The following is a 17,449-nucleotide window of genomic DNA, read 5'->3' on the forward strand; positions in this document are numbered from 1 at the left end:
ATGAAATACGAGATTATCTTATTTGATGTTGATGATACATTGCTAGACTTTGGAATATCGGAAAAAAATGCACTGCATGAAGCTTTCTTAGAGTTCGGTTTGCTTACAGGGGCGGAGGATTATGCGGGATGCTATCAAGAAATCAGTGAGGTATTATGGAGGGATTTGGAACAGGGGCTTATAGATTTAACAAATCTGGGAGTGGAAAGGTTCAAGCGGTTGTTCCTGAAGCATGGGCTTGATATTGATGCGGATGCATTCAGCCGTGTGTACCTAGAACATTTGGGAAAGGAAATACATCTTCTGCCCGGGGCTTTGGAGGTTTGCGAGAAGCTTGGAGGATGCAGGCTGGCCATTATAACTAATGGCTTCACGACAGTGCAGACAGCAAGAATAGGGGGGTCACCCCTTTGCAATACCTTTGAAACTTTAATAGTTTCCCAAGAGGCTGGGTTTCAGAAGCCTGATAGAGGGATTTTTGATTATGCATTTACGAAGTTAAAGATTACAGATAAATCGAAAGCGTTGATAGTGGGCGACTCCTTGACATCAGATATACAGGGCGGCTTGAATTATGGAATGGATACATGCTGGTACAATCCCCATCAAAAGGATAATAATCTGGGAATCAGCCCCACCTATGAAATCCGGACGTTGACCGATCTTTTGGAGATTGTGGGAATTAAGGAAGTTTAGACAGGTATGTGCTTTCTAAAAAAACAGAGGCCGGTTGTCCAAGTGAAAGGACGTTCAGCCTCTGTTATTACTTATGCCTGGGATTTTAGAATCAGTTCAAATCCAGCTCTTGTGGATTGAGTGTTTGATCACTTTTGATCCTTCTGCTGAAATGCGGTGATAATATACAAAGCGCCAGGGAAATTGCGAGACCTGCCATCATGAATCCGCCAAATACCAGAGGGGATGGGCCATATGATTCCGCCATCGTGGTCCAGATCAGCGGGCCGAAACCTGCAATGGCTGCCGCGACCTGATAACCGACAGATAATCCAGTATAACGCACCTTGGCTGGAAAGAGCTCCGAGAATAACGTCCCTTGTGTAGAAAAAATGGCTCCCCAGATGACGCCGAGTACAACTGCCTGCATAAAGTAGAACCAGCCGGCTCCTTGCCCGATCATTGTGAAATATGGGATGGCCAGGATGAAAAGGAGAATCAGGCCCCCAAAATAGATGATTTTTCGGTTGATAAAATCAGAAATGTAACCAATGACAGGAATGGTTACTAGCATTGTAGCGCAGCCAATCGTTAAACCGGTCAAGGCTGACTCTTGGGAATAACCAAAATACAGTGTAGTAAAGACGAGAACATAGGACATGATGAATACATTGAAGAACCCATCCCCAATTTTTAGACCGATCACTTGCAGCACACTTCTCCAATCGTGTTTCAACGTTTCAATAATGGGAACTTTCGCAAGATCGCCGCTATCTTTCTGTTGTTGGAATTCCGGCGTTTCTTCAATGCCACTCCTTACCCAGATTGCCAATGCAATCAGTACACCGCTTAAAAGGAATGGAATCCGCCAACCCCAAGATAAAAATTGGGCATCGGTTGTCAAGGAACTGATAAGGGTCAGGCTGAACGAACCGGCAACCAAACCGATGGGGACCCCTAGTTGGGGAATTGATCCATATAACCCACGGACACCCTTTGGAGCAGATTCCGTTGCCAATAGGATGGCTCCGCCCCATTCACCTCCCAAGGAAATCCCTTGAATTAACCTCAGCACCACCAAGATGGCGGGGGCTGCCAACCCAACCTGGGCATAAGTGGGCAGAACACCGATAAGCATTGAACTCCCTCCCATACCAATAAGGGTGAACATGAGTGCTGCCTTCCGTCCGATGCGATCACCCATATGACCGAATAGGATACTCCCGATTGGTCGGGCTGCGTAACCAGCCCCGAAAGTGACAAAGGCGAGAAGAAGTGAAATGGCAGGATCATGATTGGGGAAGAATAGAGTTGTAAAAACCAGGCCAGTAGCTGTCCCGTATAAATAGAAATCATACCACTCAATAACGGAACCGGCTAAACTTGCGAAAAGAACTCGACTTTTTTTCATGATAAATGCTCCTTTAATGCTAAGTTTTTCATCAAAATTGTTTTCAACAATAATAAGGTCGAAAAGAACAAAAATGATGGTTAATGAATATAAGTAAAAAACTGGATTATTTAGATTATTTTAGAGGGCTTATCCATACCGGTCAACATATTTCTGACTTTTCTGAAAAAATGAAGCGGATAACTTAGCTCCAATCACCTGTAATGGAATATAATTAATTCTAAAGTAATGGAAATAAACGATTCGATATTCCCGGATAAAATGAAAAGTTTTAAATTCAAATCATTTAGTATTTTTTATGTATGGAAGAGTGGCAAAGTGGAAATCATGTGGATAAGGAAATAAAAAAGAGGAAAGGATAAGTTAATAAATAATAATAATCTCCAAGTTATTTAGTATAATAGAAAAAAGGTTAAGGAGTTGGTTTCGTATGGAGAAGCAATTGCCAGGAACATCGCTTGAACCTGAAGAGATGGCTGAAATGGTTTTGAAAAAGGCCCTTAGTGATTACCGGAAAGCACAAATCGAAAAAGAAATCGATCACTCATTAAGAAATCGTGATAAGGAAGAGTTCCTGCGATTAACTGAAATATTGAAGGGCATTTCATGAAATTTTATACACTGTGAACAAGACAAGTAGTAATTGATTAAGAAAGTGCACCTAAAAAGCCAGCATAGTTTAAAAATATAAATATGTAGCTTTATATAACTGGAACATTCTAATTAAATAGCAATCTTTAGTATTATAATATTTTACATTGTAAGCGCTTTCTTGTATAATCAAATAAAGAAAACAATGGAGAGAAGTTATGGATTTCGGCAAATGGCAGAATTCACTGGTATTAGTGCCCTGAAAAGGTTTATGCACCGGGATAAAAACTAAAGGGGGAAAAGTTATGAAAAAGAATGGAGTGTCGTTAGTTGAATTTGTTCAGGAGGATCGTTTCGAACTCAGCTCCTACATTACTTCTTTATTTAATAAACTGAATGACTATGTTCCCAAAAGTCTTAAAGATAAAAGGTGAATGACAATAAAAAGTGGATCAGGAAGATATGCCATAACTTCCTGATCCATTTTTTATTTTGTTTTTGGATTTGGAGTTTTAAGTAGTGCACTTAAGTCGAAGTCTCAATAATTGACAATGAGAATCGTTATCGAATAAAATGATTCATTATAAGTATATCGATTGGAGTTGTTCAGATTGTTCGTCCAGATGAGAAAAATGGTGGTAAAAGAAGGTAATGCAGAACAAGTAGTAAAACGGTTCAGTGGGGAAGGGATCATAGAAAAGCAGGAAGGGTTCATCGATTTAAGTGTGATGGTGAAAAAAGTGCGTCGCGGGGATGAAGAGGTCATCATTATGATCAATTGGGAGTCGGAGGCGCATTGGAAGCAGTGGGAAAAGAGTGAAGCCCATATCGCAGGCCATAAAGCGAACCTTGGGAAACCAAAGCCTGAATATATCGTCAGTTCGGAAGGATCATTATATGAAGTGAAAGCTAGAAAAAAGGCAGTGAAATAACCGACTATAAGCTAGCCTGTTTTAATTTCGGTACAATAGAAAAGATATTTCCTAAGTTACTGGGTGGAATATCCCATTTCTCAATCATCGTGTTAGCATAAGGATGCGGAATGGTTACCGTTTACATATAATGGCTTACCTTCACTAAAAATTCAGGCTCCCATTATGGGTGCCTCTTTTTTATTCAACTCAAAATAGGATATATGTAATTCCAATTCTGTTGATATAGTAAAATATCTTTTATTTTCATTAAAATGGAGACAATCATGGAAATGTGAAGAAAAGGGAGCAGGAAGTAACAGGTGCAACCGTAGCAAAGGGAATATTGAGCTACTGGATCAACCGGTACAACAGGAGAAGTGGGGGCAATCGGTTTACGCTTCCAAGCAACCCAAATTCAGGTCATTCACAGTGAATGGAACCAACACTGTGTTTACCGTTGTGACTGGTCGCTAACAGTTGGTGAGGGCTTCACTGACGATCATCCGTTTGAATTAATATGAGATGTAACTTCAATAATTTGGAAACGTGATATTTTGAATCCCATTCAACTTGAATGTGGATTTTTTTTGAGGGGCTTTTTATTGGTATTATTGTCGATAATCTTCATAGTTTCACTTCGAATTGCTGTCATATAAGGCTTCAAAATGCGCCCTTAGCTTTAATTAGCTAAGGGACATTCATGGTTTACAGGGATTTTAGTCAGATGGATTTACAAATACTCTTTGTATTTCTTTAATTTATAGATGACTGTTGGCTGGCTGATGCCTAAATGTTCTGCCATTTCGTATGTGGTTTTACATTGTTTCCATGCTTTTGCAATCAGTTGCATTTCAACTTTTTCCAGTGTCTTCTTTAAATCGAAATTCTCTTCACATTCCTGTTCGATTGCCAGGAAGGTGGAATCTTCAGGCTGTTCTATTTGCCCTGTGATGGATTGGGGAAGGTGTTCGGGAAATATAATGGGCTCTTCGATGGTCAGGATTAGCCGTTCAATTAAGTTTTCTAATTCCCGTATATTTCCGGGCCAATGATAATGAGTCAAAATTTCATAAGTCGATGGATGGATTTTTTTGAATTTCTGGTATTTATCATTGGTTTTCTGTAAGTAATGCTGAATTAAGAGAGGGATATCTTCTTTACGTTCATGTAATGCCGGTATTTGGATGGGAATCACATTCAAACGATAAAATAAGTCCAATCTGAACTTACCTTGACTTACCATCTCCTTCAAATCTTGATTAGTTGCTGCAACCAGGCGGAAGTTAATATGGTTTTCTTTTTTTCCGCCGATGCGCTTTATCTTTTTTTCCTGTAATACTTTCAGTAATTTAGCTTGCATGGCAAGTGGGAGTTCCCCGATTTCATCTAAGAAAAGCGTCCCGCTGTCAGCCTGTTCAATCAGGCCTTGCCTCCCTTGTTTATTTGCCCCTGTAAATGATCCCGGCTCATAGCCGAATATTTCTGATTCAAACAAACTTTCAGGTATCGTGCTGCAATTCACTTCGATAAAAGGTTCTTTCTTTCGGTTGCTTTGGTCATGAACAGCACGGGCAAAAGTGCTTTTCCCTACCCCTGAAGGTCCTAATAAGAGAATCGTGGCATCGGTTTTTGAAACATTATGGATCGTTTTTAAAATATGCTTCGTTTCATTACATCTGGCAATCAAATAATGGTAATCCAGTTCCTTTTCTCTTAAATCCTCGACTTCCGTTTGATAGCCTTTTATTTTTCGTTGTAATTGCTCAAATTGATCCTGCAATTGCAAAATCTCGGTTTGATCCTGACCATAGCTGATTACCCTAACGAGAAGTCCTTCCTTATTAAAAATGGGATAGCCAGTCGACATGACAACATGACCCGTTTTCGTTTCTTGCATTATGCGCTTCGCTTTCTTTTCTTTTAAAACGATCGCATTGATGGAAGGCGTGAGAAGGCCTTCACTTTCTAATTGATAGACGGAGGTACCGATATAAGAGTCACTTTTCATACCATAAATCTCCCAAAGCTTTGGGTTGGAATATAAAATGATCCCATCTTGATCGGTAATGAGAATGTTATTATTCGATGTTTCAATAATCTTATTTAGTTCTTCCTCCAGCATATCATCGTACATAAGTTCCGCTCCTTTGGGTTTTGGGATGCTGTTTAATTAAAATATAAATCAAAAAGTCTAAATAATCAAAAAATAAATCAAAAAACAAGAAAATGATTAAGTTTTTAATCAGTTGAATGAAACAAAATGACGAAAAGCCCCATATACCACAGCAAAATAGTTGGCCTGAATCTTGCTTATGTAATAGATAGAAATAGAATTTCCATAGCCATTCTATTAGAAAAGATGAAAGTTTGTAGGGCAGCTGCAATTGCAGTGGTGTGAAAAAAATTATGGCAGAATTAGAATTTAGGAGGATGTTACATGATGAAGTATCAACCGAAAGACTCATTCAAATCACCCCGTTTTTGTGGAGTGCGTACGTTTATGCGGCTCCCATTTGTTGAACGGGTAGATGAACATATGGATTTTGTCATTACGGGGATTCCTTTTGATTCCGGGCAATCATTTAGAACGGGTGCGAGATTCGGACCAGAGGCCATTCGCGATTTTTCAATCCTTTTACGTCCTTATAATCCAGAACAAGATATTAATATTTTTGACTATATATCAGGAATAGATTATGGAGATATCCCGATCATTCCGGGGTATATTTCTGAAACATATAAAAAAATCGAAGCAGAGCTTACCCCCGTCATTGAAAAAGGGATCATTCCCATTTCATTGGGAGGCGATCATTCCATTACACTAGGGGAGTTACGTGCGATCGTAAAAAAACATGGACCTGTTGCCCTGCTTCAATTCGATGCTCACTCTGATACTTGGGATAGTTATTTTGATCAAAAGTATAATCACGGAACCGTTTTTCGCCGTGCAATAGAAGAGGGGCTCATCGATGTATCGCGATCTCTTCAAATTGGTATGAGGGGCGGTCTGTACGGACCGGAAGATCTTCAAGATGCCCGGGATTTAGGTTTGGGCGTTTATACGACAAACGATTATAAACGTCTCGGGGTTGAAAAGATGCTGGGGGTCATTCATGAGCGTGTTGCGAATGGTCCGGTGTTTTTATCTTTTGACATTGATTTTTTAGATCCGGTCTATGCTCCGGGAACGGGGACCCCTGAAGTGTCCGGTGCCAGCATTGATGATGCCTTGGCTTTGGTGAGAGGCTTGACGAATATAGATTTTGTTGGATTCGATCTTGTTGAGGTTTTACCATCATACGATCACGGACAAATCACGGCTGCCGCAGCCGCTAATATTGTCTATGAATTCATCACACTCATCGCCCTCGCAAAAAAAGGGAAACTGGAGAAAAAAGAGAGAGTCGGAGATTTGGAGACCCAGCTTAACAATTAGTTCCTTCATTTAACTGTAAAGAAGGAAGGAATCGTTGAAGTCCTTTCTTCCCTCTTTACAAAGCGAAAGAACAATATAAGCCCAAAAGGAGATGTGTAAATGCATATTTTGGATATATCGATCATGATTCTATATTTTTCTGTTTTAATCATTGTGGGAGTAATCGGATCCAAACGGGCAAAAACAGCAGATGATTTCATTGTGGCAGGACGTAATCTTGGTCATTTTATGTATTTATCCTGTTTAGCTGCTGTGATATTAGGGGGGGCTTCTACTCTAGGAACAGCAAAGTTAGGTTATCAGTTTGGGATATCCGGTATTTGGCTAGTGGTGATGATCGGCCTCGGCATAATCGCTATCGGGTTATTTTTAACAAATAAGATATTTAATTTAAAAGTATTGACGATCAGTGAAATGCTTGAGAAGCGCTACAACTCTCAGACAAGATTGATCAGTGCACTTGTCTCTGTTATCTATACATTCATGCTGACTGTAACGCAAGTGATTGGGATGGGGACGATTTTACATGTTTTGGCTGGCTGGAATTTAACGGTTTCCATGATAGTCGGGGGTGGGATCGTATTATTTTATACAATATTAGGAGGTATGTGGTCAGTCACCATGACTGATGTCGTGCAATTCGTCATCATGACGATCGGCATTTTCTTTGTCATGCTTCCGATGAGCATCTCTAAGGCAGGAGGGTGGGGCTCGCTTAAAGAAAATCTCCCTGCCTCACATTTCGAGTTAGGCAACATTGGCGGAGAAACAATTTTTCAATATTTCCTACTATTTACTCTAGGGGTAGTTGTTGGCCAAGATATTTGGCAGCGTCTTTTTACCGCACGAACCAAAGCTGTTTCTCGTGGCGGAACGGTTGGAGCGGGAATATATAGTGTTTTTTATGCGATTGCAATCAGTATCATTGGAATGTGCGCTTTTATTATCCTTCCTGATTTAGGCGATCCCCAAAATGCATTTACCAGTATAGCGATGGAAACTTTACCTGCTGGCCTATTGGGGGTTGTCATTGCGAGTGTGGTTTCGGCCCTAATGTCCACAGCTTCAGGAACTTTGCTCGCTTCGTCAACTTTAGTTGTTAATGACATCATTAAAAAATATATCGGTCCGGGAATGAATGAACGTCAATTTTTAAAAACATCCCGAATTACAACTTTAACGATTGGTGTATTGACCATAATCGTTTCGATATGGATTCAAGATATTTTAGTTGCATTGGATGTAGCTTACGCAATTTTATCCGGTGCTGTGTTCTTTCCGATCATCCTTGGCTTCTTTTGGAAAAGGGTCACGGCTACAGCGGCATTTTACTCGATTCTGGCCAGCATGATCGTTATTATTGTCGGATTGGTGATTAATGGACCTTCCTCCACTCAACCAATCCTGTACGGGCTCGCTACTAGTTTTATCGTCATTACTACGATCACTCTCCTAAGTCCGAATAATGATCACAGAAACAAAAGTGAAGTGAAGCAAGATATAAAGGGCAAAGCGGACATGGACACAATGGCTAATTGATGGTTCGGCAAAAAAACGGAAAAATTGAGGAGGAAAGTAAAAATGACAAAGACAATTTCCCTGCAACCCGCAACATTCAATACATTGGAAGAAGAACGCATTCACAGGAAGGAACGGTTGGCAGCTTCTTTCCGTCTTTTTTCAAAGTTTGGTTTCGATGAAGGGATAGCCGGCCATATTACGGTCCGTGATCCTAAATATACAGACCATTTCTGGGTTAATCCGTTTGGGATGCATTTTAGTCAAATTTCCGTTTCGGATCTAATATTGGTCAATCATAAAGGTGATATTGTAGAGGGTGAACATTCTGTGAATGGTGCTGCCTTTGCCATTCATTCTGAAATTCATAAAGCGCGACCGGATGCCATTGCAGCGGCACATGCTCATTCAGTCTATGGAAAGACATGGTCTTCCTTAGGGAGATTGTTAGATCCGATTACGCAAGATGCCTGCCAATTTTACAGAGATCATGCATTATTTGATGATTTTACGGGTGTGGTTTACGCATCCGAAGAAGGGAAACGCATTGCTAAGGCTTTAGGTCAATGCAAAGCTGTCATCCTCCGCAACCATGGATTGTTAACTGTAGGCCAGTCTGTAGATTCAGCTGCGTGGTGGTTCATAACGATGGAACGTTCATGTCAAGCACAGATAATGGCTGAGTCTGTAGGTAAGCCTATTTTTATAGAAGAAGAGTATGCAAAGTTAACGGCAGAACAAACGGGAACGGAATATGAGGGATGGCTGAGTTTTCAGCCTCTTTGGGACAGAATCAGAAAAGAGCAGCCAGATTTCTTGAGGTGACCATAAAGCAGGCATGGTCTAATCTGCAACGGATTGTTTTCCCATAAAAGAGGGAAAAGGGTATCGTAGGTTCTTGAGGAGGTTTTATAATGTCCGATTCTAAGAAAACAGCACCTTCACTCTATATCAGGGTCGATATACCGAAAAAATACATCAATCAGTTTAAGGAGATTTGTTCAGAAGTTGTTGTCGAGCCATGGGAGTTCGGTGAACCTGAACCACAACCAACAGTTGATCTATCGAAGTTTGATGTCATTTATACGCTGGGGCTTCATGATAATCTTAACATTATAAAAAAAGCTCCAAATATTAAATGGGTCCATTCAGACACTGCTGGAGTGGAGGCCATGCTGAATGAAGATATACAAAACAGCGATGTCATCATCACCAATGTCAAAGGCTGCACATCTGTCCCAATAGCGGAGCATACAATTGCGATGCTGTCTTCATTAGCAAGAGGTGTACCGACAATGATCAGAAATCAAATAAACAAAACTTGGGTTGAAATTCCTGTGAAAGATCTCGAGAATGCGACAGTGGGGATAATTGGATATGGGGATATTGGCTATGAGATAGCAAAGAGATGTAAAGCACTTGGTATGAACGTTATTGGGTGCCGCCGGAATCCCTCCAAGAGGAACACGGAATATGAACCTGCTGATTTGATAATGGGAATGGATCAAGTGGATGAGGTCCTTTCCAGTTCCGACTTTGTCGTCTTGGCCCTTCCGTTTACAAAAGATACATCATACTTTTTTAATAAAGAACGCTTAAATAAAATGAAAAAAGGCAGCTATGTAATTAATGTCGGCCGAGGTAATACGATTGTTGATGAAGATTTAATTCATTCCTTGAGCAATGGGCACATAGCAGGAGCGGCCCTAGATGTGTTTGAAGTAGAACCTTTACCTAAGGACCATCCTTTCTGGCAGCTGGAAAATGTCATGGTTTCCCCACATAATGCTTACAACTCTTCCAAACACCTAGATCGTGTTATGGAATTATTCCTGAAAAATTTAAAGCTTTATTCTGACGGTAAACCCTTAATGAACGTTGTAGAAAAAAAACTTGGTTATTAGTAGTAATGGACTCTTTGTAAGAAAATACTTTATAGATAGTTTCATTATTGTTGATGAGGACATAAATTGAGAGACCGCAAAAGCCTAGAAAGCTTTGTGGTCTTTTTTATATTTTAGACATTATGAACTAGTAACCTGTTGATTTATTTCATTTTTGAAAGATTATATTTCAAAATTGAAATATTAATAAACGGATTTAGACGATTTGCCATTTAAATAGTCTGAATAATCAACAAATATTATCGTTTTCCGTTTTGGCATGAGAATTGCAATGGTTTAGTATAAATCCAATAAATGAGGTGAAGTCCATTGACCCGTTACGAATATGGCGGTGATGAGTTTATTTTTGTTGAATTAGCTGAGGCAATGAGTCTTGAAACAAATTTTCAAGCAATGGCCATTACTAAGGCGTTACGAAAAGAGAAAGTATCAGGAATTTTGGATATTTGTCCTTCCAATGCTTCCTATATGATTCGGTTTAATCCAGATCTCATTCATCCAGATGATTTAATTTCAAAATTGAAAGAACTTGGACAATATGTTTCCTTGGACAACTTTGAAATAACTGCACGTGCAGTAGATGTACCCATATTATTTGAAGATCCTTGGACACATGAGGCATTAATGCGTTTTAGAGATCGACATCAGGATCCAACATCAACAGATATTGAATATGTGGCACATACAAATGGCTTTCAAACAAAAGAAGATTTAATTAAATCAATTACGGATGCCCCTTATCTGGTTTCGATGATAGGCTTTGTACCGGGATTGCCATGGTGCTATCAAATGGTTCCAAACGAGCAGCAAATCGAAGCACCTAAATATGTCCGTCCTCGAACATATACGCCAGAGAGAGCATTCGGATTCGGCGGTTCATTTGCCGTTATATATCCGGTTCAAGGTGCAGGTGGTTATCAATTGTTTGGAACTGCTGCAGCACCGATTTTTCAAAAGGAGCAACGTTTACATGATTTTAAAGAGTCAATGACCTTCCCGAGACAGGGGGATGTTTTTCGATATCGAAGCATTTCCATGGAGGAGTACGAAGATATTCGAAAACAAGTTGAAAATGGGGAATTCCGTTATTTGACGAAGGATATTACCTTTAAACCTAAAGATGTTCTCGAAAATCCAAATGCGTTTTCAGAATCTGTGATTAGGAGGTTATATGCATGATTAAAGTTATTAACCCTGGCCTTCAAACGACTGTTCAAGATTATGGGAGAATAGGCTTTTATGAAGTGGGTATGCCGCCATCGGGAGCCATGGATAAATACTCCTTCAGGGCAAGCAACTTTCTTGTTGGGAACGATGAAAATGCAGCTGTTCTCGAGATTACTTATATGGGGCCAATCTTAAAATTCCAACAAGATGTAACCATTGCTATTGCAGGAGGGGAAATACCACCAAAAATTAATGATCAGTATGTTCCAATGTGGGAAACGTTAGAAGTTAAGGCTGGAGATGTTCTGTCCTTTGATTTTGTTAAACAAGGAGCCCGGGTGTATTTAGCGGTAGCTGGCGGAATTGAAGTGCCGCTTATTATGGAATCACGGTCCACATATACATTGTGCGGAATTGGAGGTTTCGAAGGAAGATCACTTCAAGCTGGGGACTTTTTGAAAATCGGTAATGCAAACCAATCAAAGATTGCAATCGGAACACGCATAAGTGATGAATTAATTCCGGTTTTCTCAAAAACGAATATAATACGTGTTGTTGTAGGATTGTGCAGTTATCGCCTTACTGAAGAAAGTAAAAGACGCTTTTTCTCCATCGATTGGACGGTTACACCGGAAGCAAACCGTGTTGGCTACCGTTTTAAAGGGGAGCGTTTGAATTTCGTAGAGCGTCAACAACCATTTGGAGCCGGCAGCAATCCTTCAAATGTTGTGGATTTAGGGTATCCTATCGGATCGATTCAAATACCAGATGGTGTCGAACCGATTGCTTTGTTAAACGATGCTGTGACAGGTGGAGGCTATGCGACGATTTGTACAATTATCAGTACGGATTTAGACAAAATGGCACAAATCAAAACAAATGAGAAGGTACGCTTTGTGGCTGTTGACATTAATGAAGCCCTCGAGGCAAGAAAGGAATACAAAGAAAAAATCAATCAAATGAAAAAACAAGTATTAGGACAAATAGGGGGAATCAATCATGGCTGAACAAAAAACAGTTCTATCACCAATTCCAGGAGTATTTTATCGCAAACCCGCTCCTGATAAGGACGTGTACGTAAAAGAAGGAGATACAGTTAAGACTGGTGACGTTCTTGCTATGGTGGAAGTCATGAAAAACTTCTATGAAATTAAAGCAGAAACAGATGGAGTTCTTGCACAATTCTTTGTAGAGGACGAGGACATTCTAGACGCAGGACAGGAAATAGCGGTAATCATTGAACAGTAATCAATTTTGAAGAAGGAAGGAGGAAAAGTAAATGGGCTATTTTAAAAAGGTGCTGATTGCAAACCGAGGGGAAATTGCTAGGAGAATTATTCGTACTTGTAAAAAGGAAGGTATTCAAACAGTCGCTGTCTATTCTGAAGCCGATGCAGAGGCTCCTTATGTCAGTGAGGCGACTGAAGCTGTATGCATCGGTCCTGCTCAAGCGAAAAAGAGTTATCTTGATATTGAAAAAGTGATTCAGGTAGCAAAAGAAACACATGCAGATGCTATTCACCCTGGGTATGGATTCTTATCTGAAAATGCGGAATTTGTACGCAAATGTGAGGAAGAAAATATTGTCTTTATCGGACCTTCTGCGGAAACGATACACATTATGGGCAGTAAGCTTGAAGCTCGTACCCAAATGCAAAAGGCGGGCGTAAGGGTTGTGCCAGGTACGGATAAAAGCATTGAGTCAGTTGACGAAGCATTGCTGATTGCGAACGATCTTGGCTATCCACTCATGTTGAAAGCTAGCGCCGGTGGTGGTGGTATTGGGATGCAGCTAATTCAAGATGATGACGAGTTAATAAAGGTGTTTGATGCGACGAAGCAACAAGCTAATTCATTTTTTAATGATGGTACTGTCTTTTTAGAAAAATGGATTTCAAAACCTCGGCATATAGAAGTGCAAATTGTCGCCGATACACACGGGAATGTCTTGCATTTATTTGAAAGGGAATGTTCGGTCCAGCGTCGAAATCAAAAGGTTATAGAAGAAAGCCCTTCGCCATTTCTAAATGATACCCTTCGAAAAGAATTGTTGGAAGCAGCCATTCGAGGTGTAAAACAAATCGATTATACAAATGTAGGCACAATGGAATTCATTTTTGATGAAAATCAAAATTTCTATTTTCTTGAAATGAATACTCGTCTGCAAGTGGAACACCCAGTAACTGAAGAAATAACGGGACTAGATTTAGTTGAACTACAGTTGAAAATAGCTGCGAAGGAAAAACTGACGATTACACAGGAAGAGATAAACAAAACAGGACACGCGATTGAAAGCAGACTTTATGCAGAAGATCCTAATACTTTCTTTCCTAGTCCTGGTGTAATTTCTAGGTTGAAATTACCCGAAAACGATGTAAGGTTGGATTTTGGCATCGTTGAAGGCAGTGCGGTGACCCCTTTTTATGATCCGATGATCGGTAAAATTATTGTTCACGGAATAACACGTGATCAAGCAATCACAAAAATGCAGAGAGTGCTTGAAGAAATTGAAGTACAGGGAGTTAAAACAAACCTCTTGCTTCTCAAACAAATCATGAAAAATAACCAGTTTATTAGTGGTAATTATACGACTCAATTTTTAGCAGAAAATAAAGTTCAAGTTGAGGGGTGAAAACTATGTATAAGGTAGATTTGAACTGTGATATGGGTGAGAGCTTCGGCCTTTATGAATTAGGCAATGATGAAGAATTAATGCAGCTTATTACCTCAGCTAATATTGCATGTGGTTTTCATGCCGGAGATCCCCATGTTATGAGAAAAACAGTGGAAATAGCAAAGAAATATGATGTAGGGATTGGTGCACATCCAGGTTTTCCAGATTTATTGGGTTTCGGTCGTCGCTTCATGACCTGTACTCCATCAGAAATAAAAGACTATGTGATGTATCAACTAGGCGCCTTAAGAGAATTCAGTGCAGCAGCAGATGTCAAAATCCAGCATTGTAAACCACACGGAGCTTTATTTATGAAAGCAATGGAAGATAAGACTATAGCACGAGCAATATTAGAAACAATTCATGAAATCGATCCAAATATGATCATATTTGCGCTTAGCCAATCGGAAGTGATGGAAGAAGCGATAAAAATGGGTGTCCCAGTTGCAAAAGAAGCTTATGCTGACAGGGAGCATACTGAAAGCGGATCCATTTTGCTAACGAGAACAGGCGCACGAATCAATGATTATGAAGAAATTGCACAGCGAGTTGTTCGTATGGTCAAAGAAGGAAGAGTCATCACACACGATGGAAAGGATGTTTCCATTAAAGCAGAGACCATTTGTATTCATGGAGATACACCAGGAGCGCCGACTCTGGCTAAAAAAGTTGTAGAGGCTTTAAAAGGGAGTGGCGTCGAGATTGTCCCTATTAATAAGATCATCTAATAAGATACTTGTCCTAAAATGTATATTGGTATAGTAGTGGGGGTCTAATTAATGAACGATGCTCTTTTAAAAAGGACAGTCCTAAAAAAGGATTTATAGATAGTTGACTAGTAAATGACTCCGGTATTGTATGCCGGAGTCATTCTGTTTAGATCCCAATATAACGAATTGTATTGTAATTGCCCTCTAGACTCTCTTCAATTAATTTGTAAACTTCTCAAACTAAGCCGTAGTTATTTCACTAGTTGTTGAAAAAAATTATAGATATAGTTATCTAAATAATCAAAATTATTTTTATATTAAAATACTTCTAAATCCTTAACTAAAAAAAAGTATAATAAAATAAAGATTTCTTAATCGGGAGGGGTGAGTAAGTTGATTATTTGGAACGATATTCTTAAACCGATTTCAGTATATGTTAATATACATTGCACTATTGGAGCCGTCATTCAAAAATTATCAAATCAAAAAGCGAATATTGTGTTTGTAAAGGATAAGGGGTCTTTAGTTGGCTATAGTACTATTGAGATTCTAATGAACCAAATTGCTCAAAATGAAGACTTATCAAAGCCAATTATCTATAAAAATGATATTTTAAAAGTCCCACAGTTTTCGCCTGTTGAATTTTTCCATAACGTTACTCTTATTATAGGGGAAGATGCCAATGGAGAAATTATCGGCTTCACTACAATTGAACATGCCCGAAATCAAATCAGTGAGCTGAATTTGAAGGATTTAAATCTCCTTTTACATGGAGCTGGGGTAGGAATTGTCCGAACGAATATCGATTACCAAATAGAATATATTAATGAAACAGCAGAAAGTATTTTAGGTCTCCACCGCTCATTTTTACAGTTTCGAGACTATAAAGTGTTATTAAGTATCGATAAAAACCTTGATAAAGTAATGACTGGGGAAACTCTTATAAATGTGAACGCTTCTATTAATTTTAAATACACAGTTGGGAATTTTTACCCTTTAAAAATGGAAGATAAAATAAAAGGACTCATTCATATTTTTTTCTCGCGTGAAGTTTTCGAGGATTCTGTTAAAGAATTAGACTTTGTACGAAATCTGAATTCTGATTTACAAACGGTATATGCTTCTTCCCAGGAACAAATTCTCGTCATTGACGAAAGCGGAAAAATCATTCGAGTAGCGGGAATGTTTCTTAACGATTTTTGGAAAGTGGAAAATCCAGAAAACATAATTGGTAAGCATATAAGTGAGTTTACAAGAAAGAACATTTTTCAGCCTAATGTTTTTGAACTATGTCAAAAACAAAAGAAAAAGGTTACATCGATTCAGGATTCTATGGGAAAAAGTAGAGTCTGGTCTGTCGCTACCCCGGTGTACCATGAAGGGAAATTAGAAAAAGTAGTTGTACTTTCAAGGGATATTACACAAGAAAGTCCCTCAATTCATTATCAGTCGGACGAAAGTTCTCAAACTCTACAAGATCATGATGATTTTAACAATAAACAACTTGTTTATCGTTCGAAAACAATTGAGCGCTTAGTAGTAGAGATAAAGCGAGTAGCCCAATTTAATTCGACTATTCTACTGGAAGGTGAATCCGGTGTTGGGAAAGAAGTATTTGTCCACCAAATTCATTCAGCCAGTCCTCGGAGTAACCAGCAGCTAGTCCGGATTAACTGCGGTGCTATTCCAGAGAATCTAATTGAAAGTGAATTGTTCGGTTATGAAAAAGGGGCATTTACTGGTGCAGATAAAAATGGGAAAGCAGGGTTGTTTGAAATTGCTAATAACAGCACGCTTTTTCTCGATGAAATTGGTGAACTTCCTTTAAATATGCAAGTGAAGCTATTACGTGTGTTGCAGGAACGAGAAGTGACTAGAATTGGCGGGACCCATCCGAGACCTGTAGATGTTCGAATTATAACAGCAACCAATAAGGACTTACGAGAGTTGGTGAACCAAGGTGAATTCAGGGAGGATTTATACTACCGATTATATGTTATTCCATTCAGTATTCCGCCATTACGTGAACGAAAAGATGATATCTTTCCCCTCGCCATTTATTTTTTGGAACAATTTAAAAAAATGTATGATATCAAGAAAAGTTTCACCCCAGAAGCCATTGAAGTTTTAGAGACATATTCATGGCCGGGAAATGTAAGGGAGCTTCAAAATATAGTGGAGCGCTTATCATTATTGGGCGAGGGAGAATGGATTAAACGGGAGCATGCATTGAAATTTTTGTACGGGGAAGTTCAAAAAAGGAAAAAACAACTATTAGTTTTAGAATTAATGCCGCTTAAAGAAGCGGTAGAAGAATTAGAAACTCAACTTATTCAAAGAGGGATGCAAAAATACGGCACTGCCGATAAATTATCTAAGGTACTAGGTGTTAGTCCTGCGACAATAAGCAGGCGGATGAAAAAGTTGAAATAACAAAGGGGGCGACAAT

The 17,449-nt window shown here is 39.3% G+C and carries 16 protein-coding genes; 14 read left to right on the forward strand and 2 right to left on the reverse strand.

The window, feature by feature from the left end; translation table 11 throughout:
- Entirely contained in the window at positions 1-696 is a 696-nt protein-coding gene (locus ACSR9O_RS22360) for a YjjG family noncanonical pyrimidine nucleotidase (protein WP_491725123.1), read from the forward strand.
- A gap of 91 nt (positions 697-787) precedes the next feature.
- On the opposite strand, the gene ACSR9O_RS22365 is transcribed toward ACSR9O_RS22360, so the two are convergent.
- Positions 788-2,086 carry an MFS transporter gene (locus ACSR9O_RS22365; protein WP_260359185.1) on the reverse strand — a complete coding sequence of 433 codons (1,299 nt, stop codon included), beginning with the start codon at positions 2,084-2,086 and terminating at the stop codon, positions 788-790.
- Between the two features lie 430 nt (positions 2,087-2,516).
- Between ACSR9O_RS22365 and ACSR9O_RS22370 the strand changes: the two genes are divergently transcribed.
- The 3 genes from ACSR9O_RS22370 (at position 2,517) to ACSR9O_RS22380 (ending at position 3,609) form a co-directional block, all read left to right on the forward strand.
- Positions 2,517-2,696 carry an IDEAL domain-containing protein gene (locus ACSR9O_RS22370; protein WP_137019900.1) on the forward strand — a complete coding sequence of 60 codons (180 nt, stop codon included), beginning with the start codon at positions 2,517-2,519 and terminating at the stop codon, positions 2,694-2,696.
- Positions 2,697-2,982: 286 nt separating this feature from the next.
- On the forward strand, positions 2,983-3,111 hold the full coding sequence (locus ACSR9O_RS22375) for a hypothetical protein (protein ID WP_260359184.1): 129 nt from the start codon (positions 2,983-2,985) through the stop codon (positions 3,109-3,111).
- 177 nt (positions 3,112-3,288) lie between these two features.
- Positions 3,289-3,609 carry an antibiotic biosynthesis monooxygenase family protein gene (locus ACSR9O_RS22380; protein ID WP_402939908.1) on the forward strand — a complete coding sequence of 107 codons (321 nt, stop codon included), beginning with the start codon at positions 3,289-3,291 and terminating at the stop codon, positions 3,607-3,609.
- Positions 3,610-4,321: 712 nt separating this feature from the next.
- On the opposite strand, the gene ACSR9O_RS22385 is transcribed toward ACSR9O_RS22380, so the two are convergent.
- Entirely contained in the window at positions 4,322-5,725 is a 1,404-nt protein-coding gene (locus ACSR9O_RS22385; RefSeq protein ID WP_491725124.1) for a sigma-54 interaction domain-containing protein, read from the reverse strand.
- A 303-nt stretch (positions 5,726-6,028) separates the two neighbouring features.
- Here ACSR9O_RS22385 and speB point away from each other — a divergent pair, with 303 nt between their 5' ends.
- The 10 genes from speB (at position 6,029) to ACSR9O_RS22435 (ending at position 17,433) form a co-directional block, all read left to right on the forward strand.
- Complete coding sequence (gene speB, locus ACSR9O_RS22390; protein WP_101223388.1) at positions 6,029-7,027, forward strand: agmatinase; 999 nt, start codon at positions 6,029-6,031, stop codon at positions 7,025-7,027.
- Between the two features lie 99 nt (positions 7,028-7,126).
- A complete protein-coding gene (locus ACSR9O_RS22395) occupies positions 7,127-8,566 on the forward strand; it encodes a sodium:solute symporter family protein (protein WP_427571314.1) in 1,440 nt (479 codons plus the stop codon).
- Positions 8,567-8,590: 24 nt separating this feature from the next.
- Positions 8,591-9,370 (forward strand): class II aldolase/adducin family protein, encoded by a 780-nt coding sequence (locus ACSR9O_RS22400; protein ID WP_260359181.1) that lies wholly within the window; start codon positions 8,591-8,593, stop codon positions 9,368-9,370.
- Positions 9,371-9,459: 89 nt separating this feature from the next.
- Positions 9,460-10,449 (forward strand): D-2-hydroxyacid dehydrogenase, encoded by a 990-nt coding sequence (locus tag ACSR9O_RS22405; RefSeq protein ID WP_491725125.1) that lies wholly within the window; start codon positions 9,460-9,462, stop codon positions 10,447-10,449.
- Between the two features lie 309 nt (positions 10,450-10,758).
- Positions 10,759-11,628 carry a 5-oxoprolinase subunit B family protein gene (locus ACSR9O_RS22410; protein WP_491725126.1) on the forward strand — a complete coding sequence of 290 codons (870 nt, stop codon included), beginning with the start codon at positions 10,759-10,761 and terminating at the stop codon, positions 11,626-11,628.
- Positions 11,625-12,623 (forward strand): 5-oxoprolinase subunit C family protein, encoded by a 999-nt coding sequence (locus ACSR9O_RS22415; RefSeq protein WP_491725127.1) that lies wholly within the window; start codon positions 11,625-11,627, stop codon positions 12,621-12,623. The genes ACSR9O_RS22410 and ACSR9O_RS22415 overlap by 4 nt, the downstream gene beginning before the upstream one ends.
- Positions 12,616-12,864 carry an acetyl-CoA carboxylase gene (locus ACSR9O_RS22420; RefSeq protein WP_323599577.1) on the forward strand — a complete coding sequence of 83 codons (249 nt, stop codon included), beginning with the start codon at positions 12,616-12,618 and terminating at the stop codon, positions 12,862-12,864. The genes ACSR9O_RS22415 and ACSR9O_RS22420 overlap by 8 nt, the downstream gene beginning before the upstream one ends.
- Before the next feature lie 31 nt (positions 12,865-12,895).
- The gene (locus ACSR9O_RS22425; protein WP_491725128.1) at positions 12,896-14,248 is read left to right on the forward strand and encodes an acetyl-CoA carboxylase biotin carboxylase subunit; all 1,353 of its coding nucleotides are present in this window, start codon (positions 12,896-12,898) and stop codon (positions 14,246-14,248) included.
- Positions 14,249-14,253: 5 nt separating this feature from the next.
- Entirely contained in the window at positions 14,254-15,018 is a 765-nt protein-coding gene (locus ACSR9O_RS22430) for a LamB/YcsF family protein (RefSeq protein ID WP_491725129.1), read from the forward strand.
- Between the two features lie 375 nt (positions 15,019-15,393).
- The gene (locus tag ACSR9O_RS22435) at positions 15,394-17,433 is read left to right on the forward strand and encodes a sigma-54 interaction domain-containing protein (RefSeq protein WP_491725130.1); all 2,040 of its coding nucleotides are present in this window, start codon (positions 15,394-15,396) and stop codon (positions 17,431-17,433) included.
- Positions 17,434-17,449 lie beyond the last annotated feature (16 nt).

It is taken from the genome of Peribacillus sp. B65 (assembly GCF_058513295.1).